The sequence below is a fragment of the Pectobacterium betavasculorum genome, assembly GCF_000749845.1.
Lineage (GTDB): Bacteria > Pseudomonadota > Gammaproteobacteria > Enterobacterales > Enterobacteriaceae > Pectobacterium > Pectobacterium betavasculorum.
Genome location: NZ_JQHM01000003.1, coordinates 307,713 through 330,688, shown reverse-complemented (window position 1 = coordinate 330,688; position 22,976 = coordinate 307,713). Strand labels below are relative to the sequence as shown.

23 protein-coding genes, 1 pseudogene and 2 CRISPR repeat arrays (1 of these 26 only partly in view) are annotated in these 22,976 nt (G+C 47.9%); of the genes and pseudogenes, 13 read left to right on the top strand and 11 right to left on the bottom strand.

Translation table 11 applies throughout. The features are described from left to right. The first annotated feature begins 3 nt into the window (after positions 1 to 3). Both KP22_RS11495 and KP22_RS11490 read left to right on the top strand, forming a co-directional pair. Entirely contained in the window at positions 4 to 885 is an 882-nt protein-coding gene (locus tag KP22_RS11495; RefSeq protein ID WP_039324364.1) for an MBL fold metallo-hydrolase, read from the top strand. Next, a complete protein-coding gene (locus KP22_RS11490; protein WP_039324362.1) occupies positions 873 to 1,529 on the top strand; it encodes a DsbA family protein in 657 nt (218 codons plus the stop codon). Before KP22_RS11495 ends, KP22_RS11490 begins: the two co-directional genes overlap by 13 nt. A 564-nt stretch (positions 1,530 to 2,093) precedes the next feature. Here the strand turns inward: KP22_RS11490 and KP22_RS11485 are convergent. The 4 genes from KP22_RS11485 to KP22_RS22755 form a co-directional block, all read right to left on the bottom strand. After that, the gene (locus KP22_RS11485; RefSeq protein WP_039324359.1) at positions 2,094 to 2,357 is read right to left on the bottom strand and encodes a bacteriocin immunity protein; all 264 of its coding nucleotides are present in this window, start codon (positions 2,355 to 2,357) and stop codon (positions 2,094 to 2,096) included. Then, positions 2,357 to 2,464: a hypothetical protein gene (locus tag KP22_RS22945; RefSeq protein WP_342342026.1), complete on the bottom strand. Its 108-nt coding sequence runs from the start codon at positions 2,462 to 2,464 to the stop codon at positions 2,357 to 2,359. Before KP22_RS22945 ends, KP22_RS11485 begins: the two co-directional genes overlap by 1 nt. Positions 2,465 to 2,719: 255 nt before the next feature. Then, positions 2,720 to 2,977 (bottom strand): hypothetical protein, encoded by a 258-nt coding sequence (locus tag KP22_RS11480; RefSeq protein ID WP_039324358.1) that lies wholly within the window; start codon positions 2,975 to 2,977, stop codon positions 2,720 to 2,722. After that, a complete protein-coding gene (locus tag KP22_RS22755) occupies positions 2,970 to 4,865 on the bottom strand; it encodes an S-type pyocin domain-containing protein (protein WP_244880028.1) in 1,896 nt (631 codons plus the stop codon). The genes KP22_RS11480 and KP22_RS22755 overlap by 8 nt, the downstream gene beginning before the upstream one ends. A gap of 257 nt (positions 4,866 to 5,122) precedes the next feature. Here KP22_RS22755 and dusA point away from each other — a divergent pair, with 257 nt between their 5' ends. Next, positions 5,123 to 6,145, top strand: a complete 1,023-nt coding sequence (gene dusA / locus KP22_RS11470) for a tRNA dihydrouridine(20/20a) synthase DusA (protein ID WP_039324355.1) — start codon at positions 5,123 to 5,125, stop codon at positions 6,143 to 6,145. 166 nt (positions 6,146 to 6,311) lie between these two features. Further along, complete coding sequence (gene pspG, locus KP22_RS11465) at positions 6,312 to 6,584, top strand: envelope stress response protein PspG (protein WP_039306488.1); 273 nt, start codon at positions 6,312 to 6,314, stop codon at positions 6,582 to 6,584. Positions 6,585 to 6,670: 86 nt separating this feature from the next. On the opposite strand, the gene KP22_RS22405 is transcribed toward pspG, so the two are convergent. The 3 genes from KP22_RS22405 to KP22_RS11455 form a co-directional block, all read right to left on the bottom strand. Beyond that, entirely contained in the window at positions 6,671 to 6,916 is a 246-nt protein-coding gene (locus KP22_RS22405; RefSeq protein ID WP_156103756.1) for a hypothetical protein, read from the bottom strand. Between the two features lie 130 nt (positions 6,917 to 7,046). Continuing rightward, positions 7,047 to 8,435, bottom strand: coding sequence for a cytochrome P450 (locus tag KP22_RS11460; RefSeq protein WP_039324353.1), 1,389 nt, complete (start codon positions 8,433 to 8,435; stop codon positions 7,047 to 7,049). Between the two features lie 319 nt (positions 8,436 to 8,754). Continuing rightward, a complete protein-coding gene (locus KP22_RS11455; protein ID WP_039324350.1) occupies positions 8,755 to 9,741 on the bottom strand; it encodes a quinone oxidoreductase in 987 nt (328 codons plus the stop codon). A gap of 127 nt (positions 9,742 to 9,868) precedes the next feature. Here KP22_RS11455 and dnaB point away from each other — a divergent pair, with 127 nt between their 5' ends. The 7 genes from dnaB to KP22_RS11420 all read left to right on the top strand — a co-directional run bounded on the left by dnaB (position 9,869) and on the right by KP22_RS11420 (position 17,264). Continuing rightward, the gene (gene dnaB, locus KP22_RS11450) at positions 9,869 to 11,275 is read left to right on the top strand and encodes a replicative DNA helicase (RefSeq protein ID WP_039306476.1); all 1,407 of its coding nucleotides are present in this window, start codon (positions 9,869 to 9,871) and stop codon (positions 11,273 to 11,275) included. Positions 11,276 to 11,316: 41 nt separating this feature from the next. Continuing rightward, positions 11,317 to 12,399, top strand: coding sequence for an alanine racemase (alr, locus tag KP22_RS11445; protein WP_039306469.1), 1,083 nt, complete (start codon positions 11,317 to 11,319; stop codon positions 12,397 to 12,399). Continuing rightward, positions 12,392 to 13,060 (top strand): hypothetical protein, encoded by a 669-nt coding sequence (locus KP22_RS11440; RefSeq protein WP_039324347.1) that lies wholly within the window; start codon positions 12,392 to 12,394, stop codon positions 13,058 to 13,060. The genes alr and KP22_RS11440 overlap by 8 nt, the downstream gene beginning before the upstream one ends. 185 nt (positions 13,061 to 13,245) lie before the next feature. Further along, a CRISPR array of direct repeats spans positions 13,246 to 13,873; the repeat unit is 28 nt; unit sequence GTTCACTGCCGCATAGGCAGCTTAGAAA. Between the two features lie 102 nt (positions 13,874 to 13,975). Next, complete coding sequence (locus tag KP22_RS11435) at positions 13,976 to 14,455, top strand: Lrp/AsnC family transcriptional regulator (protein ID WP_039306464.1); 480 nt, start codon at positions 13,976 to 13,978, stop codon at positions 14,453 to 14,455. A gap of 251 nt (positions 14,456 to 14,706) precedes the next feature. Further along, positions 14,707 to 15,321, top strand: a complete 615-nt coding sequence (locus tag KP22_RS11430; protein WP_039306462.1) for a YitT family protein — start codon at positions 14,707 to 14,709, stop codon at positions 15,319 to 15,321. Between the two features lie 64 nt (positions 15,322 to 15,385). Next, positions 15,386 to 16,579, top strand: coding sequence for an amino acid aminotransferase (locus tag KP22_RS11425; RefSeq protein ID WP_039324345.1), 1,194 nt, complete (start codon positions 15,386 to 15,388; stop codon positions 16,577 to 16,579). Positions 16,580 to 16,763: 184 nt separating this feature from the next. Next, the gene (locus KP22_RS11420; protein WP_039306455.1) at positions 16,764 to 17,264 is read left to right on the top strand and encodes a M48 family metallopeptidase; all 501 of its coding nucleotides are present in this window, start codon (positions 16,764 to 16,766) and stop codon (positions 17,262 to 17,264) included. A 20-nt stretch (positions 17,265 to 17,284) separates the two neighbouring features. Here the strand turns inward: KP22_RS11420 and KP22_RS11415 are convergent, their stop codons facing one another. Next, entirely contained in the window at positions 17,285 to 18,925 is a 1,641-nt protein-coding gene (locus KP22_RS11415) for an ABC1 kinase family protein (protein ID WP_039324343.1), read from the bottom strand. A 336-nt stretch (positions 18,926 to 19,261) separates the two neighbouring features. Between KP22_RS11415 and KP22_RS22400 the strand changes: the two are divergent. Continuing rightward, positions 19,262 to 19,369: pseudogene (locus KP22_RS22400) on the top strand (type VI secretion system tube protein Hcp); the annotation flags it as partial. Between the two features lie 122 nt (positions 19,370 to 19,491). After that, positions 19,492 to 19,866, top strand: coding sequence for an Hcp family type VI secretion system effector (locus KP22_RS11410; protein WP_231566913.1), 375 nt, complete (start codon positions 19,492 to 19,494; stop codon positions 19,864 to 19,866). A 48-nt stretch (positions 19,867 to 19,914) separates the two neighbouring features. Here the strand turns inward: KP22_RS11410 and KP22_RS23040 are convergent, their stop codons facing one another. From KP22_RS23040 to KP22_RS21710, 3 genes are all read right to left on the bottom strand, one after another. Then, positions 19,915 to 20,160, bottom strand: a complete 246-nt coding sequence (locus KP22_RS23040) for a DUF1240 domain-containing protein (protein WP_425311582.1) — start codon at positions 20,158 to 20,160, stop codon at positions 19,915 to 19,917. 190 nt (positions 20,161 to 20,350) lie between these two features. After that, positions 20,351 to 20,755, bottom strand: a complete 405-nt coding sequence (locus tag KP22_RS21715; protein WP_072012574.1) for a DUF1240 domain-containing protein — start codon at positions 20,753 to 20,755, stop codon at positions 20,351 to 20,353. Beyond that, on the bottom strand, positions 20,748 to 21,605 hold the full coding sequence (locus tag KP22_RS21710; protein ID WP_081926238.1) for a hypothetical protein: 858 nt from the start codon (positions 21,603 to 21,605) through the stop codon (positions 20,748 to 20,750). The genes KP22_RS21715 and KP22_RS21710 overlap by 8 nt, the downstream gene beginning before the upstream one ends. A 311-nt stretch (positions 21,606 to 21,916) precedes the next feature. Then, a CRISPR array of direct repeats spans positions 21,917 to 22,976; the repeat unit is 28 nt; unit sequence TTTCTAAGCTGCCTGTGCGGCAGTGAAC; it runs 288 nt beyond the window's last position.

The window sequence follows — 22,976 nt, the reverse complement described above, 5'->3', positions numbered from 1 at the left end:
ACTATGTCTACATCTATCGCTTTTACCGTATCTTTACTCGCTGCATCGCTGTGCCTGGCGTCTGCTGCTAACGCCGCTGAGTTAAAAATCGATGTGTTTAATCCAGGTGAAGCCAGTGTATTCCCCGTTTCCTCTGAAATTATCAGCGGCGATAAAGAAGTCGCCCTGATCGATGCCCAGTTCCAGCGTAACGATGCCCAAACGCTGGTTGATCGCATCAAAGCCACTGGCAAAAAACTGACCACCGTCTATATCAGCCACTCCGACCCTGACTACTACTTCGGTCTGGACGTGATTAAAGCTGCGTTCCCAGACGCTAAAATTGTTGCGACCCAAGCAACCATCGACGCTATCAATGCCAGCAAAGACGGAAAAGTGGCGCACTGGAGCCCCGTTCTGAAAGAAAACGCGCCGAAAGAGATCGTCGTTCCTCAACGACTGGCAGGCGATAGCTTTACCGTTGACGGCAAAAAACTGGAAGTGAAAGGGTTGAAAGGGCCAACGCCGGATCGGACATTCGTCTGGATCCCGTCGCTGAAAGCCGTTGTCGGCGGTATTCCCGTGTCTGCCAACATCCACGTCTGGCTTGCCGATACCCAAACGCCGGAATCTCGCGTTCACTGGCGTGAAACGCTGAAATCTATTGAAGCACTGAAACCGACTACCGTCGTACCAGGCCATTTCATCGCGCCAACGGATTACACCTTGAAGAACGTGACGTTCACGCTGCAATATCTGGATACGGTGGAAAAAGAGCTGGCGAAAAGCAAAGATTCTGCCGAGCTGATCGACGCAATGAAGCAACACTACCCGACACTAAAAGAAGAATCTGGCCTTGAACTGAGTGCCAAGGTACTGAAAGGTGAAATGACGTGGCCACAGTAAGACTGCATTACATTTACGATCCTTTGTGCGGCTGGTGCTACGCCGCCGCCCCACTCGCGCTAGCCGCGCAGGAAATCGACGGGTTGGAACTCATCCTCCACGGCGGTGGTATGATGACGGGCAGCAATAGTCGAACCATCACCCCAGAATGGCACGATTACGTGATCCCGCACGATCGCCGTATTGCGCAATTGACCGGGCAAACTTTCGGGGAAGATTATTACGAAGGGTTGCTGCGCGACACCAGCGTCGTACTGGATTCCGCGCCGCCGACGGCTGCCGTACTCGCTGCGGAAGCGATGGATGACAAAGGCATGGAGATGCTGCACCAGATAGAGCGGGCACACTACGTTTCCGGGCTCAAAATCGTCGATGCCGCCGTGCTGCGCCAGTGTGCGGAAGAGATCGGTCTGGATGGCGACGCCTTCTGCACAGAGTTCGCCTTTATTCAGGTAGAAGCGCTGTCCAGGCATATCAATGCCAGCCGGGAATTACTGGCGAAAGTGCGCGGACAAGGCTTCCCCACGTTTGCGCTGGAAGACGCCAACGGGAATTTCCAGCAAATCCCAGCGGCAAACTACCTCGGTCAGGTAGAAGCGTGGCGCAAGGTGCTGACACAGATGGTCAACCACACAGCCGTTTAAGCGCTGTCATCCCCCTCCAAAGAGAGCACGCGAAATAGCCTGCTCCCTTTACTTTTGGTTCGAACGCTAAATATGTCGAAAAACGAGCCCCAGACTACTTACGACACTACTGCACTGCGACCCCAGTTTCACCGTTGAACCACCTTATAAGGGTTGGGAAGTCGAGCTGCATTGAGGACACGATTGAAACCCGGTAAAAACCCATTTACTGATTGATTATAATGAATTTAATCTGTCTGGTTAATAGATAAAGATAACGTTTTCAAATGGAAAGTGCTGTTGACCACTGGTAATCGTGACATTCCACAAGTTCTGCAACAGACATGCTGGGCACCGTCAATGGATCTTCAGATTTAACCTCAAATACCGTGTGTGCCGGAATTTTATAATCAGGCTGCGGGCTCCCCGTATTATCAACATTAGCCGTCGGCGCGCTGGCAGGACTTTCCAGAATAGTACGGAAAACGTGGATTTATTATTATCTAAAAGTAAAATCCCGCCATTTAAGAGGAGGCCTGTATATTAAGAGAATAAGCGGGTGTTTTACATGAATAAAATCAATTACTAACCTATTTTAAATCCAGACTTGCCGTTTTTATCGCGCCATTCCTTTACTCGTGTAGTTATTGCCTCTGGGGTACGTTCACCATCAGATGATGCATAATAAATAAGATCAGTTCCTTCGGGATGCTCTATGATTTTTTCAAAATTATCAAGCAATACATCCAAACGTTCATCTATTTCAGCAACATTTTCCAAAACAATTTCTTTGATGAATGACAAAAAATCAGCTTCTGTGTATTTCGCAATTGAATTTTTAATTTCCATTATTTCTCTCCTTTATGAATTCCTACATGATGCTTTGGCGTTACTACTTGTAAAGTATCTAAATTATATACCTCACCACCTATTGAGATCTCTTTAACATGGTGGATCTCAAAAGACGTTGCTTACCTGCACTGTCAATCTTAATCGCCTTCGGTGCTTTCTCTGCCACCATACGGGCACGATTTGGTGCGATAATCTATTGAACTAAATCAGGATATTTAGCCACCTCAATCGGCAAGCCCCAAAGGTGGCCGCTGCTGATTTTATGGTATAAAAAACCGGAGCAGCTTTTTAAGGCATACTCCGGTATCCTCCGCGAATTTAGCGCGTATTAATTAAGAATACAAGTAATTAACTTTAGGTTAAAAACCGTATTTCTTATCAGTTACAAACTTTGGAGCCACCCAATTAGTCCCTTTTACAACCGTGCCATTCTTATCTTCAAGGATGCCCTTGTGGAAAAGCTCATTGTATTTAGCAAAAAGCTCGCCACTGGATATAACGTCGAAATTAGTATAAGTATAAAGTCTATCCAATTGTTTATAATCTGATGTTAATGCAAAAACGGTAAGCACATCTTCCAATGTTTCATTCTGGATAACTTCTTTCATATTAGCCATGTTTCCCTCCTAATGCGTCTTTGAGTTCCTGTTCGTAGGCTGCCTGCAAAGCAGCATCAGTGTACAACGGTTGCTCTTTCTCATTAATTTTGTAGTCTTCAAGAGTCGCTGTGTGTGTGTCGTTCCAAACAGAGCTTTCTTCTTGAATGCTACTAGGCACTTCACCGTCTTTGATGCCTAAATTCCTATAACGCTCCAACTCTCTTAGTTCATGCGTATAGAATCGCTTGTCAGTATCCGTAATTGTGATTTGTCCATTCAGGATGTTTTCCAAACGTTCAATCATCACTTTGTTTTCAACCGACGCTTTGAAACGCCCTGTGTGTAATTTAACATTGTCCACACCTGCACGGTCAACCTTAACGTTTTTCCAATCCAGCTCCAAGATCGAACCGCCTGCCTTTTCTGGATTATAATAACGTTTGCTGTATTTTCCTTTTTCCGTCCCACCATACGGATTACTGTTAAACACCACATAAACCGGTTCAACCCCTGTACCATCCGCTGTTGGCGTCCATATAATATAATCGTAAAATTCCACCGGTTCTGCAACAGGCGTGGTGGTTACCGTCAATGTATCTACAGGTTTAACCTCAACACCCGTGTGTGTCGGAATTTTATAATCAGGCTGCGGGCGTGCCGTATTACCAACAGTCGCCGTCGGCGCTTTCGCAGGGCTTTCCAGAATAATATGGTCAGGAACACCAAAAATCTCTGTACGGAACGTGCTCGTATCCTTGTCAAACTCGCCTTTAACCACTTTCACACTGGCGGACACATGAGTATTTCCAGTCTTGAACAAATTCAGTGACATTTTCCCATCTTTTTCAACAAAAGCAGCGCGAACCGGAAGGTTCACACTGCCTTTGTTACTGGCTAAATCCGCCATATTATCTGGGAGAGTAACACCAGGCAGATTTTTTACGGGAATGGAAAACATCATTTCATCATTCCTTCCAGGAACCTTATCGCTACCAACACCCACTTTTGATGAATAGGTTAACAACGACAATACCGCAGCAATTGGCCCTGCTGTTGATGCTGTGGCAATTCGTGATGCCGTCGACCAAAATTCAGAGAGTAATTGTGTTAACCGAATTTGCCCTGAATCAGATATAGCCGCCCCGCCTCCGCCTGCAATAGCAAATTGCATACTACTCGCGGAAGATGGGGTTGAGGACGCGATTCCTCGTAGTGTAAATACAGAAGGAAATTTTTCTCTAGCCAAATATTCTTTCGCGTGGAAGTAATCATTTGCTCTTTTAAGAGCTAGGTATTTTCCAGTATTTATTATAGACCCAGTGTATCCTGGCTTTTCATTCGTAAGAAGGCGAGCAGATATTGCTTTATTTCCCGAAATAAAAACTTGATGAATTAGGCTCATTGGTAGAGTACCATGATAAAAGTCTGCTCTTGAGAGCATATAATCCTCAGTGCTTTCTCCTCTAGGTTTGTATTGTCCTTTTATAAAAATCAAACCAGGAGCAACTACCTCCCCCTCTCCCCTTGATAATACTTCTTGTATCTTTGCAAACTCATGAGCAAAACCAAAACCAGGAATATTGTTTATGGAAGAAACATTTAATTTAGTCGAGCTATCATCAGCATTGCCATCATATCGCCACTCAATAAAAGGACCCAGATTAGAATCATCATCAATAATAATACCATAATAACGCAGCCCATCTTTTACAACAATAATAGGTCCCCCTGTAAACAAGCGAACTGGGTTGTTATTTTTATTTCCGCCATTATCTGAACTCCTTCTATCGCCACCATTTCCACCACCACTCCACGCGGAACCGCGATCAACATCACCACTAAATCCGCCACCACCACTGACTGTCATCGTGTCTCCGTCATTAGGAGCACATAAACTATATTTCATTATCAATATCTCCTTTCATCATTCACTCAAAACAAAGCGAATATAAAAAGTATCAATGTTGGTAATGAATAAATTTTAAAGCTAATTAAAAACACGCCACAAAAACGCACTCAATCCCCGAACTAAAAACATATGTTCACTGAGGCAGGGTGAGATAACACTCAGCCACGATGCGTCCCTTGTGCTATAGTCAGACGCCAGCAAATCTAGCCTCAGACAACACCGCCAGACACACACGAAACGATGACTGACAAACCATGACCGACGTAAAATCAGATAAAAACAACACGGTATCTGCCAACTCCCGCGCCTCTCGCCTTAACCGCTTTTCCATCGCGCCGATGCTCGACTGGACCGATCGTCATTGTCGTTACTTCCTTCGCCAGTTGACTGGTCAGACGCTGTTGTATACCGAAATGGTGACGACCGGCGCGATTCTTCACGGCAAAGGTGACTATCTGGCCTACAGCGAAGAAGAACATCCGCTGGCGCTACAACTCGGCGGTAGCGATCCGCAAGCGCTGGCACAGTGTGCCAAACTGGCAGAACAGCGCGGCTATGATGAAGTTAACCTGAATGTCGGTTGCCCATCTGACCGTGTACAGAATGGTCGTTTCGGTGCCTGCCTGATGGGTGAAGCGGCGCTGGTAGCAAACTGTATCAAAGCGATGAAAGACAGCACCTCAATCCCGATTACGGTGAAAACCCGCATAGGGATTGACGATCAAGACAGCTATGAATTCCTGTGCGAATTTATTCAAACCGTAGCCGAACGCGGCGAGTGCGATACCTTTATCGTCCACGCGCGTAAAGCCTGGCTATCGGGTCTTAGCCCGAAAGAGAATCGGGAAATTCCACCGTTGGATTATCCGCGCGTTTACCAGCTCAAACGTGATTTCCCAGCACTGACTATCGCCATCAACGGCGGTGTCAAAACGCTGGAAGAAGCCAAAACGCATTTGCAGCATCTTGACGGCGTGATGATGGGGCGTGAAGCCTACCAAAACCCTGGAATTCTGGCACAGGTTGACCGCGAACTGTTTGGTATCGATGCCGCCACGCAAGATCTGGCTGGTGTAGTACGAGCCATGTATCCCTATATCGAGCGCGAACTCTCTGGCGATGCCTCTTTAGGCCACATCACGCGCCATATGCTTGGCATGTTTCAGGGCATCCCCGGTGCGCGTCAGTGGCGACGCTACCTGAGCGAAAATGCCCACAAACCTGGAGCCGATTCTGCCGTGGTAGAACGCGCGCTGGCGTTGGTTAATCTGGTTTAAAAAACACTAATAGTTAGTGTTTTTCATCAACACTTTTTTCTTTCTCTTCCTGGCGTCGCTGATAAATCAATCACTTATCAGCGACGCATCTTGGCACGATTCTTGTTATAGCTTATGTAGCACGCAGACTCATTTTTCTGCGGTTTAACCGCTACAGGAGCGCACCATGTTGGAAATTTTCTTCGTTATTGGCTTTTTTATCATGCTGATGTTGACGGGCGTGTCACTGCTGGGCGTGATTGCGGCACTGTTTGTGGCATCCCTTTTTATGTTGATTGGTGGGCTGTTTACCATGGCGATAAAAGTGTTGCCGTGGCTGATTCTGGCTGTCGCGGCCGTGTGGCTGTGGCGCAAGTTTAGCGGGCGACCTGTCTACGACTCGCACCGTCATACCTATCGGAAATACACCTATCGCCAGCGCAATGGGAATGAGTGGTAATACCAGAAAAGAGAAAATCTGAATTACGCGCGAAAATGACGGGCAATACCGTATTTAACACGATCTTGTTTCAGTACGGCTTTGTTTTAGTAATACTTTGTATTAGCTCTACTTTGTTTTAATACAGTCTGTTTTAGTACAAAAGTGTGCGCCAGCAGATATTTTTTCCCTGATGTGGCTGCTAGGATGACACCACAGTTTGATTCGCCGTTGTCGGTTAACGGCGAGCAAACTAAACCAGGTAAATAAAACATGTGGCAAACACGCCACACGATTTCATCATCGTCAGGGAAATAATAGCCGCACAGCGGCACTTTCGTGACGATCACCACGCTGTACCCTACATACAGTCTGATGAAATTAGAACGGCCAAGGCCTTTCAGGCAATAATACCGACTCTGCACGAGTCGGTATTATTGTCAGGTTCTGTCTCTCAGCAAACTCCCCCACACACCAGCCTCACTACTGTTGCAGCTCGCGTTTATGTAGCTTCACGCGAAAACCTGATGGCGTCACCGTAAAAGCAAAGCGCTCGGTGACGGCCGACGCAGCCTGCTGTGCCTCTACGTGAAACCCGCTACATAGTGCATGAAACCCCAGTTTGATCTCCATTAATGCCAGCGACCGTCCGGGGCACATACGCGGCCCGCCGCCAAAAGGCTGGAGATCGGAAAAAGCCGCCTTTCCACGCTCAAGCCACCGCTCAGGCATGAAATCATAGGGCTGCTGAAATAGCTCGTCATTGAATCCGCTCGCATTCAGCATTAGCAGTAGAGGCGTGCCCTTTTTGATCAGGAAATCATCAATGACGGTGTCCTTCGTTGGCTCAAGGTACAGCAACGGCGCGACGGGCTTAAGCCGCATCGATTCATACATCACGGCGGTGAGCCAGGGCAGTCGCGGCAGCGGCCACGGAAGGATCGCCCCGCCTCCCTCGGTTGCCTCTTTACACTCCTGAAAAACGCACTCTTCTACCGAAGGGGCAGAGCAAAGTAAAAAACTCATCCAGGTAAGCGTATTCGCCGTCGTGTCTTCCCCTGCAATAAGGAGCGTAATCGCATTCGCCACAATATCGTCGTCTTCCAGCGTCCCGTCTTTTTGCTGCTCAGCGAGCATCACCTGTAGCATATTTTCAGGCGCTTCCAGTAACTGCGGGTTCAGTTGGATGCGTTGCCGCTGGCGATAAATGCATCCATCCACATACTCGCGAATCAGGCTCAGGCTTGCATCAAACTGCTTATCTCGTGCCCTACGAATGTAGCGCCATACGGGTATTGGGGACTCGCAGCGCTCATTAATGACGGGAAATAAGTGACGTAAACTTTGCGATAGCGGGTTATCACCTTGTTCGAGGGTATTAACGTCTTCGCCAAAAGCCAGTAATGACGTGATATCAACCGTATAGCGCTTAAATTCATCCACCAGAGCAATCGCTTCTCCGGCTTCGGCCAGCATCGTAAAACGCTCAGATAATCGAGACGTGATCTTCCTGAGGCTGGAGTAAAAATACTTTAGATGGGCAGGCTGAAACATCGGCTCTGTCAGCCTGCGCTGATGCTCCCAGCGCTTCCCTTCCGATGAGAAAACCCCGTTCAGCCCCGCTTCCTGAAACACGGATTCAATGCTGCTGATGCGCCGAAACTCGCCAGGGCGGGATTTCATTATGGTGCGGATCCATTCCGTGTCGGCAATCACTACCGCTGAACTAAGCCCCAGCCTTAATCGGAAAAAACAGCCATATTGAGCTTTCCACCGCAGCATCTGTAAGTGGATGTCACTTCGTTTTAAGTAATCAACATGCCCGAGAATACCTCGGGTTGTGGGCATTGGCAGACGTTTGATGGATCTCATATTCGCATCCTTCTTTATGTATGTTCAAAAGCAGATGAATACATCACCTGTGAAAACAACAATCGAGATAGCGAAGAGGTATAGAAATGCAGACAACGAGCAAAACAGAGAATATGGATGAATGTCTGAGCCTATTTTTTCGTCAAATCCTACAGAGAGGTGTTTAAAAAACAAACATGTTGATTTGGTTTTTTTGTTAAGAAGTAATACTACGGACTGTGGCATTTATTCCACGGAAGGGCACGGCAAATAAACCGTAACCCAGCCGAACGAGGAAAGGCAAGGTTACCGCGACACGCACGATAACCTTCCTAAACCATTAGCCCGGAATCAACAGGCATGAACCCTGCGTGCTGCGGCTCTCCAGCGCCCGATGGGCAGCTTGTGCATCCGCCAGCGCGAATTTTTGATTCTGCGGAACGTCTACCGTAATCGCCCCGCTGGCGATCAGTGAAAAGAGTTCATTGCTGGCTTGTTCCAGCTCGGCGCGATTCGTCACGTAGCCAAACAGCGACGGACGCGTGACGTACAGCGAGCCTTTCTGGTTCAAAATCCCCAGATTGACACCAGTAACTGGCCCGGACGCATTACCGAAGCTAACCATCAGTCCACGGCGGCGCAGGCTATCGAGCGAGGCTTCCCAGGTATCTTTCCCAACCGAGTCATACACAACGTTCACCTTCTGCCCGTCGGTCAGTTCCGCGACGCGCTGTGCAATATTCTCGGTACGGTAATTAATGGTCGCCCAGGCACCCGCCTGTGTTGCCCGCTCCGCCTTCTCGTCAGAACCCACCGTCCCGATCAGCTTCGCGCCCAGCGCCTTCGCCCACTGGCAGGCGATCAGCCCAACGCCGCCCGCTGCGGCATGGAACAGGAAGGCTTCATTTGGCTTGATTTCATATGTCTGGCGCAGCAGATAGTAAACGGTCAGCCCTTTCAGGAAAGAGGCCGCAGCCTGCTCAAAGCTGATGGCGTCCGGCAGCAGCGCAACTTTCTCCGCCACCACGTTATGCACCTCGCTATACGCCCCCAGCCCTGACTGCGCATACACGACGCGATCGCCGACTTTCAGCACGCTCACACCCGCGCCGACTTTCGTTACAACGCCCGCCGCTTCGGTTCCCAATCCGGAAGGCAAATCGGGTACGGGATACAAGCCGCTGCGAATATAGGTATCGATAAAATTAATGCCGATGGCGTGATTCTCTACCTGAACCTCTCCCGCTGCGGGTTCGGCAGCAGTGAAATCCACATATTGCAGAACCTCTGGGCCACCATAGGCTCGGAACTGAACGCGTTTTGCCATGTTATCTCCTTAATCGTGACAGGTTCATCATTGCTCTATTATGGATATGGATTGTGTTATTTCGGACGTGCGGCATATACAATGCCCCCTTATCCAATGGCAAATCAACTGGTAAAGAATCCGTTTCATGGCAGAGAAAAGACCCACCAATAAATCGAATGAGCCTCGTGACCGCCAGATGGAAGGTCTGAAACTTCCGCCACATTCGCTGGAAGCGGAGCAATCGGTATTGGGTGGCCTGATGCTCGACAATGAACGCTGGGATAATGTCGCTGAGCGTGTTGTCGCTAACGACTTCTATAACCGTGCCCACCGCCTGATCTTCACCGAAATGCATCGTTTGCTGGAAATGAGCAAGCCGATCGACCTGATTACGTTATCTGAATCGCTCGAACTGCAAGGCTCATTGGAATCCGCAGGTGGCTTCGCTTATCTGGCTGAACTGGCAAAAAACACGCCGAGCGCAGCCAACATTGGTGCCTACGCTGACATCGTGCGCGAACGTGCCGTGGTACGTGAAATGATCTCCGTCGCCAATGAGATCGCCGATGCGGGCTACGATCCGCAAGGCCGCAGCAGCGAGGATCTACTCGATCTGGCGGAATCCCGCGTATTCCAGATCGCTGAAAACCGCGCCAGCAAAGATGAAGGTCCAAAGAGTATCGACCGCATTCTGGAAGATACCGTCTCCCGTATCGAGCAGCTTTACCAGAAGCCACACGATGGGGTTACGGGTGTGGATACGGGCTATCAGGATCTCAACAAAAAAACCGCTGGTTTGCAGAAATCTGACTTAATCATCGTGGCAGCGCGTCCATCAATGGGGAAAACCACCTTTGCGATGAACCTGTGTGAACATGCGGCCATGACCCAAGAAAAGCCCGTGTTGATATTTAGTCTGGAGATGCCCGGAGAACAGATCATGATGCGTATGCTCGCGTCTCTGTCTCGCGTGGATCAGACCCGCATCCGTACGGGTCAGTTGGACGATGAAGATTGGGCGCGTATTTCCAGTACCATGGGAATCCTGCTTGAAAAGCGCAACATGTACATCGATGACTCCTCCGGCCTGACGCCAACCGACGTTCGTTCCCGCGCCCGCCGCGTGTTCCGTGAACATGATGGCCTGAGCCTGATCATGATCGACTACCTGCAATTGATGCGCGTGCCGTCGCTGTCGGATAACCGTACGCTGGAAATCGCAGAAATATCTCGCTCACTCAAAGCGCTGGCAAAAGAATTGCAGGTTCCTGTCGTCGCCCTGTCGCAGCTTAACCGTAGTCTGGAACAGCGCGCCGATAAGCGTCCGGTCAACTCGGACCTGCGTGAATCCGGCTCCATCGAGCAGGATGCCGACCTGATTATGTTTATCTACCGTGATGAGGTTTATCACGAGAACAGCGACCTGAAAGGCATCGCTGAAATCATTCTGGGGAAACAGCGTAACGGCCCGATTGGTTCCGTTCGTTTAACCTTTAACGGGCAGTGGTCGCGCTTTGATAACTATGCCGGCCCACAATATGACGATGAATAACGCAGCGCTCAGCAATGACAACACTGCACTAAGGAACAATAATGAAAACGGCAACTGCCGTCATTAGCCGGCGTGCGTTACGCCACAACCTGCAACGAATCCGCCAGTTAGCGCCTGGCAGCCAGGTCGTTGCCGTCGTGAAAGCCAACGCCTACGGCCACGGCATGATCGAATCCGCTCATACCTTCTGCGACGCTGACTGTTACGGCGTTGCACGACTCTCCGAAGCGCTGGCGCTGCGTGCCGCAGGCATCACTAAGCCCATCGTCCTACTGGAAGGCTTTTTCTCCGCCGACGATCTTCCGCTTTTGGTAGAACACCAGCTAGAAACCGCCGTTCACAGCCCAGAACAGCTTGCCGCGCTGGAGCAAGCCACGCTGCCGCAGCCGATACGCGTGTGGATGAAGCTCGATACTGGCATGCACCGTCTTGGCGTTCTGCCGGAACATGCCGACGCGTTTTGGCAACGCCTGACCGAATGTCGCAATGTGGTGCAGCCCGTCAATATCATGAGTCACTTTTGCCGCGCCGATGAACCCGAGGCCGGAACCACCGAACGTCAGTTGGCCTGCTTCGATGCCTTTACCCAAGGTAAACCCGGCGCACAGTCCATCGCGGCTTCCGGCGGTATTCTACTGTGGCCGCAAGCGCACCGCGATCGCGTCCGCCCCGGCATTATCCTCTATGGCGTGTCGCCGCTGGATAACGAAGACGCCGCGCATTTCGGCTTCCAGCCAGCCATGACCTTTACGTCTCACCTGATCGCCGTTCGCGGACACAAAACAGGTGAAGCCGTCGGCTACGGCGGCACCTGGAGCAGCCCGCGCGACACCCGTCTGGGCGTGGTCGCTGTCGGCTACGGCGATGGCTACCCGCGTTGCGCCCCCGCAGGTACGCCTGTGCTCATCAACGGTCGAGAAGTACCACTTTCCGGCCGCGTATCGATGGATATGATTACAGTTGATTTAGGGCCGGATGCGCAGGATAAGGTCGGCGATGAAGTCATCCTTTGGGGGCCAACGCTACCGGTTGAACGGATTGCGGCACACACGGGGGCCAGCGCCTACGAGCTGATCACCCGCTTAACACAGCGCACTGCGTTGGAATACGTCGACGGTGAGTAAAAACGGACTGATGGGTTTTTATCGGCAAGCCAGTGGCTTGCCAACGTTCAGGCTGGCTATCTACTATACGGCAAGCTGGCTTGCCGTATCCGCTATCCTGACGCTGTTTGCCCTCATTAACTTCTATACTCTGAAACCGACGGATGTCGGCGGCACGCTATTTGGCGGCATGTTCGGTGCGATATTCGATCTGATCTACTGGTCCTGCGCGGCATCGGGATTCTGCTTTCTGGCGCTCTTTAAGCTCTCGGGATGGCGCATTGCCTGGATACTCGCAGGGCTGGTGCAAATCGGTATCAGCGCCCTGTGGCGCATTCAATACTGGCAGGCCTATGAAAATGAGCAACTGATACTTTCTCCGACACCTGGTGAACTGTATGTTTCCATGCTGGTCGGCGTAGCGATGACCACTATCGGCGTCGTGAAGTATCGGCACGCTCAGCACAACCCGATAGATCCCCACTCAACGCAGACCAAAACAGTTGCCACAAAAACGATCTCCACAAAAACAATCACCGCATTCGTGCTGATCGCGCTTTACCTGGCACTTCCACTGTACCTCTATCTACGCGAACCTCTACCCTACTGCGCCTTTAGCCCCAGCGGACAGCAGTTAAGTATCTGTCTGGGAGACAATGACGAGCGGATCATTGTGGAGTGATGCAGATTGGAACAGGCCGAGACAAAGAATAAAATCTACAACGCGCTTATCCAAGACCCTTTTTTAACGGCTGGTCGTAACTTACTGATTTTTATCCCTCAGCAGCCGCAATGATAAAAAAGGGTTTTTCCGAGAAAACAGGGTATTCTCTTTAATAATCTGGTTATTAGCATAAAATTCTTACGGTTCACTGCCGCATAGGCAGCTTAGAAATTCAGCGCTTAAGGTGAGATGGATCAGATCGCGTTCACTGCCGCATAGGCAGCTTAGAAACCGTTGAAGCCGGACAGGCGCACTCTCACGCCGTTCACTGCCGCATAGGCAGCTTAGAAAATCATGACGGCTTCGAAGGGTTAAAAACACACGTTCACTGCCGCATAGGCAGCTTAGAAAAATCTCAATAAGACCGCTGGCCCAGCACCATGGTTCACTGCCGCATAGGCAGCTTAGAAAAGAATTACGCAGTGGCGCATCAGGTCGTACTGGTTCACTGCCGCATAGGCAGCTTAGAAAAGAAACAAAGGGGAAAGGTAGATGAGTCCAGAGTTCACTGCCGCATAGGCAGCTTAGAAATTAAAGTGGTGACCGGTAATCCGGGCAAACGAGTTCACTGCCGCATAGGCAGCTTAGAAAGCAAATGACACCGTAACGGAACAAATCGGACTGTTCACTGCCGCATAGGCAGCTTAGAAACTTTTTCATCGCGAACGCGTTTGCACAAACTTGTTCACTGCCGCATAGGCAGCTTAGAAATCACAATTTATCGTTCTGAACACGCATCAGATGTTCACTGCCGCACAGGCAGCTTAAAAAACAAAACGTTTCGGAAATCAGCGATAAAAAACTCATAGGCAACGCGGCTTAAAAAGCTGGTAGTCTGTTTGACTGACTATCTGACATGGTTTTGGGAACGCGATGTACAATATTGATGATTTCGATCTGAAAATCCTGACGCTGCTACAGACCAACGGCCGCCTGACTAATCAGGAATTGAGCGAACTGGTCGGGCTTTCCGCCTCGCAGTGCTCACGCCGACGCATCGCGCTGGAACAGGCACAGCTCATTCTTGGCTACCATGCCCGCCTGTCGCCGAATGCCGTTGGATTGGAATGTCTGGGCTTAATTGAAGTGCGGTTAATCAACCACACCAGCGAATATGTTGAACGCTTTCACCAAATGCTGGGGGAAGTGGATGCGATTATTGACGCCTATAAAACCACGGGCGATGCCGATTATCTGTTAAAAGTCGCCGTCGCGGATCTGCCCGGACTCAGCACGCTGATTAGTCAAATTCTGTCGCAGAACAAGAGCGTCGCACATCTGAAAACCTCGGTGGTATTAAACCGCCTCAAAGAGAACGGTTTGATCACGCCAGAACCGCCTGCATTGCCCTGAATTGGGGCAATCGCGTCTATTTGGTGCAGACAAGCGAGCAATTCACGCAAAAAATCACAACTTATCGCACGATTTAGCCAGGTTAATTATGAAAAGCGCACGAATCATGCGTCACTTTCATCGATATAATTCAATACGTTGCTCTTATTACCGTAGGTCTTTCGCGTAAACCAGCCGCTAAGCGGTATCATCTGGTGTGATTCTTGCTTGGGTAAGCACATGTTTTTACGACAGTCTATTGAGTGCTCACCATGGATAACGTTATTCCCACACAAAAAATATCACATACGTTGCTGGAAGATGTTCTGGCAATACTGATCGGCACACTGATGGTGTCATTTGGCATCATCCTTCTGCGTCAGGCTGGTGCACTCACCGGTGGCACCGCTGGCATCGCTTTTCTTGTCCATTATCTGACAAACGTTTCCTTTGGCGTCGCGTTTTTCCTGCTGAATCTGCCCTTCTATTATCTGGCCGTACGCCGCATGGGGTGGGAATTCACAGTGAAAACGTTCAGCGCTGTCGGGCTGGTTTCTCTGTTTTCCGATCTACATCCGCTGTTCGTTCATTTCGATCAGCTCAACCCGTTTTACGCCACGCTGTTCGGTAATATCATCACCGGAATAGGCTTCGTTGTGCTGTTCCGCCATAAGGCCAGCCTCGGCGGCGTTAACATTCTGGCGCTTTATCTTCAGGACAAATATGGACTGCGGGCGGGGAAACTCCAGATGGGCGTCGACGTTGTGATTGTGCTGACTTCCCTGTTCGTGGTAAGCATACCGATGTTGATTGCTTCGATTCTGGGGGCAACCATTCTGAACCTGATTATCGCGATGAATCATCGCCCTGGCCGTTATGCGGCCTGATTGTCCCCCATCATCGTCGGGGTTGCGGTACCCATAAAAATGACACACTCAGGAGAGCTACACTGTGTTTCAAAACGTTGATACCTATGCCGGAGATCCTATCCTGTCTCTGATGGAAAAATTCAAACAGGATCCAAGAGCAGATAAGATCAATTTGAGTATCGGGCTGTACTACAACGAGCAGAATATCATCCCGCAACTGCGATCCGTCAGCGCAGCGGAAAGCAGCCTGCGGCAGCCTGCTCAGAGCGCAAGCTCCTATCTGCCGATGGAAGGATTACAGCCTTACCGCACGGCTATCCAACATTTGTTGTTTGGTGAAAGCCACGCGGCGCTGAAAGCGGGTCGCATTGCTACCATCCAGACGTTGGGCGGTTCCGGTGCGCTGAAAGTCGGTGCTGATTTCCTGAAACGCTACTTCCCTGGGTCAGAAGTATGGGTCAGCGATCCAACATGGGAAAACCATATTGCTATCTTCGAGGGCGCGGGCTTTAAGGTTCACACCTACCCGTATTTCGATGGCGAAAGTCTGGGCGTGAAATTTGACGCCATGCTCTCCATTCTGCAAACGCTGCCAGCACGCAGCATTGTGCTGCTGCATCCGTGCTGCCATAACCCGACCGGTTCCGATCTCACCACCGAACAATGGGATCGCGTCATAGAGGTTATCATCCAGCGTGAGCTGATTCCGTTTATGGACATCGCCTATCAGGGCTTTGGCCTCGGCATCGAGCAGGATGCGTATGCAATTCGCGCCGTTGCCAGCGCGGGCGTTCCGGCACTGATCGCCAACTCGTTCTCCAAGATTTTTTCACTGTATAGCGAGCGCGTCGGTGGCCTTTCTGTCGTGTGTGACGATGCCGATAGCGCACTGCGCGTTTTGGGTCAGTTAAAAGCGACCGTACGCCGCAACTACTCTTCTCCGCCAAATTTCGGCGCACAAGTGGTTTCTAACGTCCTGAACGACGTGCAGTTGAACGCCGACTGGAAAGCGGAAGTCGAAGAGATGCGCACGCGTATTCTAAGCATGCGTCAGGAGCTGGTTTCTGCATTGAAAAACGCACTGCCGAACTGCAACGTCGACTACCTGCTCACCCAGCGCGGTATGTTCAGCTACACTGGTTTTAGCCCGGAACAAGTTGACCGCCTGCGTGAAGAATTTGGCGTGTACCTGATCGCCAGCGGTCGTATGTGTATGGCGGGGCTGAACCATAGCAACGTCCAGCGCGTCGCTGCCGCTTTCGCCGCCATTCAGTAAACCGTAAAATGACAAAGCCACTGATCTAATCGACGTGATAGTGTATAAACTCGGTTGAATCGGTGGCTTATATTTACGGCTAACCAGCAAAGCAGCACGGTCGGCTCTTCACATCCGAACTAACAGGACAGTACCGCCCTATCACCCGTACTCAACCTGAATTGTTCCAACGAATAAAAACACTATGACCCAGTTACGCTACCTGAACGGTTACCCCCCAACGATTGTTGCACAGGCGCAGACGCTCCTCGATCAAGGTAAACTCGGCCTCTGGCTGGAAAAAAGATATCCTGACCGCCATCAGATCCAGAGTGACAAGTCGCTCTATCAATTTGTCGCTGAACTCAAGCAGCGATATCTGAAGAATGCGCCAGCAATATCAAAGGTGCTTTACGACAATAAACAGAACCCGATAAAAGGGACGCTGGGAACCAATACGTTTGTAGCGCGCGTACAGGGCGGAAAATTAAAGTCCAACAACGAAATCAGAATCGCGACGCTATTTCGTGAAGGGCCAGAGGATTTCCTGCGTATGATCGTGGTACACGAACTCGCCCACCTCAAAGAAAAAGACCACAACAAAGCCTTCTATCAACTCTGCTGCCATATGGATCCGGATTATCACCAGTTAGAATTTGATATGCGAATTTGGCTAAACTGGCGAGAGCAGAATGTTTGTGAGTAAACAGCGCGAATTACCGCAGCTCATCTTCCCCGCAAGCGCCATATTAACCAAGCTATACCAACGAATACCCCACTGCTGCTGATGATTGGCAAAAGAGGAATTCCGGCTAGACGAAGATCGGTCAGTATCATCCACGCTCCCAGAACTAACGCTAAAACAGCAGTAATGATAGCAACCGCCAACGTAATCGCAGCCCTTTCCAGGGCCACCCCAAGTTTATCCAAATTCGTAAGCGAGATATCAGCTTTTACCCGACCATGCTGCAAACGTTTTAGGACTAAACGTAGCGTTTGTGGTAGCGCTGTCGCTGAATGACCAAACTGATGACCCAGTTTGATCAAACTACGTTGACTGAAAAATGCCCTTCCCCTGCTAAACAGGTGCTTACGCAGCATTGGGCGCAACGTTTTTACAATGTCAAACTTAGGATCCAGCCGCTGTAATACTCCCTCTGCCGTTATCAACGCTTTAAATAACAATACAAGGTCTGGAGGTAAGGTTAACTGAAATTCGCGTGCGGTTGTGAATATGTCAGCCAGTGCTTTCCCCAACTGCAATGGGACACATCCTTGGCGATCGAGGAAAAAGGCCGCCGCAAGTTCTAATTCCGCCACATCCAATTCATCAGCATGGCTCCAACCAATCAGTGCATCAACAATACCACTGCTCTCGCTTTCACTAATGGCATAGAGGAATGATAGCAGTTCATTACAGCGAGACTCGCTGAGATGCCCCACCATGCCAAAATCAATGAAGCCGACTTTATTCCCCGACAAAACCATAACATTCCCTGGATGCGGATCCGCATGGTAAAAACGGTACTCAAATACCATTTTCATAAATGCTTTTGCCCCAACCTGTGCCACGTGAGGACCATCGTACTCATTTGGCTTAGCAGAGCTTACTCGCGTTGGAGATACGCCCTCCAGAAAATCCTGAACCAGTAATGTTGAAGAACTCCAGTCTTTATAAATCATGGGGATAATAACGTCAGCATCATCATTAAACTGTGCCATGGCGGTTTCAGCGTTCGCAGCTTCATAACAAAAATCAAGTTCTTGGGTGAGAGCCGTATCAAGAAATAACACAAGCTGCACCGGACGAAAACGCGCGAGCCGAGGGTTCTGTTGTTCAATCGATTCCGCCAGGAAACGTAATAAACGAAGATCGGCTCGTAACTTTTTGTCTAAACCAGGGCGCTGTACTTTAACCACGACCTCTTTACCATTTTTGAGCCGAGCGCGATGAACTTGTCCTATCGAAGCGGCCGCAAGTGGTGTTGTGTCCCACCAGGAAAAAACATTCTCAAGTTCGGTTCCCAAGGAATGCAGCATAATAGGCTCAACGACATTCCAGGGAAGTGGGGTCGCACTACTATGTAACCTACTGAGTGCAGTCGTCCATTCAGGTCCAAGCAAATCACTGCGTGAGGCTAATATCTGGCCTAATTTAATAAACGTAGGCCCCAATTCTTCAAGTGCGGCACATAAGCGCTCAGGCAAGGAAATATCGGTACGAAATGATGGTGATGAAGATTTACCCACGGGTTCAGACAGGCCAAGAAAACGGATAATATCCTGCAAACCATGGCGAACCAAAACAGAAGATATTTCAGTAAGACGTTTTCTATCTCTGGCCGTGACAAAAATAAGTTTTAGCATGCGTTTCTCTTTCCTTTTTCCTCCACCTTCTGAAAGTATGGTGGAAATTTTTATTTTAGGAATAAGAAACAGAAGAAATTGATTAACAAGAGGTTCAGTCGAACAAGGGTGTTATTCAAAGCCAGTAACTGAACTGCCTGTGCGCAGTAAACCTAGCGGCCAACATGATACCGTAGTCAAGACACCCTCTTGATATAGTGAGTGAATCCATAACTTTTTCGAGATATGTCACAAGAGATCGCTTTACTTTGATGTTACGCCCCCATATTATTTCCGCGCTGATAATCGATATATTATCACTCAGTCTATTGATAAATTTCCTCATAAGGATTTGATATGGCTAATTTGATTTACGCCAGCATTAATGGTCAGAAACAGGGTTTAATATCATCTGGTTGCTCAACGCTCGACTCAATTGGCAATCGTTATCAAGCCGATCATGAAAACTAAATATACCCTAAATAATTCGAGTTCCAGGAAGGCGGCAAGAGAAGGAATCCCGATGAGCTTACTCAGGTAAGTGATTCGGGTGACTGAACGTAGCCAACGCACATGCAACTTGAAGTATGACGGGTATACAAGTGTTAGGCTTAAACCATAGCACCAGTCGTGACCAAAATGTCGCACATCACCCGATTAATTTTATTAAGCCAATCGATAAATCATCCCCATTATTAGGAATGGCAATATCTTATAATGAAAAGGTAGATGTGACATTTTATTTTTATCGCGTCAATTCCGCTGGGCAGTTAGAGCTTTATTATGAAGTAACTTTAACAGATGCGAGTATTGTGGACGTCACTTGTGTCTATCCACACGTCATTGATAACAACGACATCATGCCGTATGAAAAAGTCCAGCTGAAATATAAAACTATCGCATGGAACCATAAGATCGCAGGAACGTCGGGTTACAGTATCTGGGAGGAAATGAGTCTCTAATATTTATGAACTTTGATAACAAGCACATCTTATCAGTTGTGCTTGTTATTACCACTCATCACAAAAAGTTATATTTTTCACATGTTTATTGGGAGCCATCCAAGATACTTTAGGACATAATTCATAACCATAAGTTCTAAAATTATAAGATATGTAGAAAGATGAGAACAAAATAATTATAGCACCAACTATCATTACTATAAATAGCCCTCCAAATTTATTATTTATTTTCGCCACTTCATTATTTATTGAAGAATAAAAAATATGAAAAATAGAATAGCAAAGGAGAACCAAATACCATTAACCCAACTCTCCATGAAAAGACTATCGTATCATTTAACTGTAAAACATCCAAATATGAATTAAAAGAAAACCAACCACTAAAACTGGTCAATAGAAAAACAAAAACTGTAAATGCGCCAGATAATGGCCTATTTACTTTAACCACGAATAGCCCTAAATAATAAAATAATTATAACTATATTTATTCTTTACAAAGAGCAATATCCTTTACATATTTACTGGGATCCATCCAGGATATTTTCGGACAGACTTTATAACCATGAGAATTAAGGTTGTATGATATATACGATGATGAAAAAAAACTAACTACAGCACCAAATATAAGGATTTTAATCAACCACTCGCCTAATTTATTATTTATCTTTATGTGTTTATTTTTTATAGCAGAGAAAAAACAAACATATGAAAAATAGAATGGAAAAGGTACTCCAAATATAGCAAACCCCACTCTCCATGAAAAAACTATTACATCATTTAATTTAAAAAATGATAAGTATGCACTTAAAGAAAACCAAGTTCCCCAGCAGGAAAGACATAAAAGAAAAACAGAAAACGCCCCAATTAATGGTCTATTTACTTTAGCCACGGCTAATTCTCCCCCAAGCATTAAAAAATTGGTCGGGATGGTACGGTGTATATTGTTTTTTATGTGACTTAATATTTCTTATTATCGTCTCACTTATTTTATATTTATTGTCTAACCAGTATAATGACAAACTGACTAAAACACCTATGACAAATATACCCCCAGCAATAACAATGACGCTGGTTCCAGTTACCATTGCTGAGGTTGCAGCTACTTTTGCTACCCAACCGATTCCAACCGATACTGCTAGTTTTGCCGCATCCATCGTTAAATTAACAAAGAAATCGGTCAGTGCGTATTCATCTTTCACCATCAACTCAATGGCTCGATAAGCACCTGAAAATATAATACAGAACCTTGCCCCAGTCGCAATACCACTTTCAATCCCTTTTGTACCTATCCCTATATCTAGTATTTTTTGGTTACTGACTAAATATCGGGTGGCATCTAAATACTTTCTTACCCCCGGATATCCAGATAATTTTATGTATTTACTGCCATTTTTCCCGACATATTCCGTTGCCGTTACCCCAAACCCTTTAATTTCCATCACGATTCTGCTAACAGACACCGCTTCTGCAATATTCCCAGCAAACGATGAGACAGGATCGGTACAGCCAAACATGGCTGTTTTCCACGATTGATTAGGATTAGGTGTGCATAACGTTTGTAAGAAATACGTCGCTTCCTGCGCAGTTAATATGGCATGAATGTTATCGTTATTTATTTCATTGAGTTGAGCATGTAATTTCTGATAGTTAATATCAGCATGCTGCCTTTTAAAATCAAGATGATCTTCTAACCGATAGTCATCATCAACAAGTGTTTTTAAAACCGGATCGTATTTCATAGCCACTCATTCCCTTGAATTTTACTTAAGTCAACGAACTATTTCCCTGTAAGTGCACTTTAACGGAAAAATGATGGTTTTTAAATGTTAATAACATTCAATCTGCAATTTTCCATTCCCACCAAAAGAAACCCATTACTTGAAAACATTACGAAAATAGGGCATCAACAATACGTTATTTAAGAGCTACAGGCATTGAGCGATGGCGCAGTGCAGCCTCGATAATAACCAGACAGCAGCGCTGAGTACCGTGAATAGGCTGCCTGTACGGCAGTGAATCTGAATTATTTATCAAACATCACGCCGCAGAATTTCTAAGCTGCCTGTGCGGCAGTGAACGTTGCGTATTTTTCGTGAGCCAGATTTGACACTTTCTAAGCTGCCTGTGCGGCAGTGAACCCGTAGCGGCATACACAAACGTCAGCTCGTCTTTTCTAAGCTGCCTGTGCGGCAGTGAACGTACTGGTTATTTTAATGATGGGGTATTTAAATTTCTAAGCTGCCTGTGCGGCAGTGAACCTCAAAACAACAGAAAGAAATGTATGAGTCATTTTCTAAGCTGCCTGTGCGGCAGTGAACATTCCACCACGTGCCCCATTAGCTTGGGGCTATTTCTAAGCTGCCTGTGCGGCAGTGAACCCATGTCTACCTGATTGCCAGTATCGCCACCGTTTCTAAGCTGCCTGTGCGGCAGTGAACTCATCCTTCTTTTCAAACTCGTCGGCTTCAACTTTCTAAGCTGCCTGTGCGGCAGTGAACATAAACAGCGGATAAAGACATAGCGGAATCGGTTTCTAAGCTGCCTGTGCGGCAGTGAACCTAATCTAGATTTTTCGATTCTATCAATCTCATTTCTAAGCTGCCTGTGCGGCAGTGAACAAATATTTACTCTGTTGCTGTTTTGTGCTTGTTTTCTAAGCTGCCTGTGCGGCAGTGAACTTTGCGATCCTTATTTTCGCTTGCCTTAATACTTTCTAAGCTGCCTGTGCGGCAGTGAACTTTAAACTCACCGTCATACCTACTTCCAGGTTTTTCTAAGCTGCCTGTGCGGCAGTGAACGCTTATGATCTACGCGCTGGCGTTATTGAAGTTTTCTAAGCTGCCTGTGCGGCAGTGAACTGATATGTAAAAGATTCCGCGTCACTGAATAATTTCTAAGCTGCCTGTGCGGCAGTGAACAGGTCAACACTTTTTATGTGCCGTCGTTACCATTTCTAAGCTGCCTGTGCGGCAGTGAACATGAATCATTGAACGACCCGGGCGAGTCAGAATTTCTAAGCTGCCTGTGCGGCAGTGAACAATGGAAAGCATTTTGCAAAACACATCGGGGATTTCTAAGCTGCCTGTGCGGCAGTGAACCGGTGTGATAAC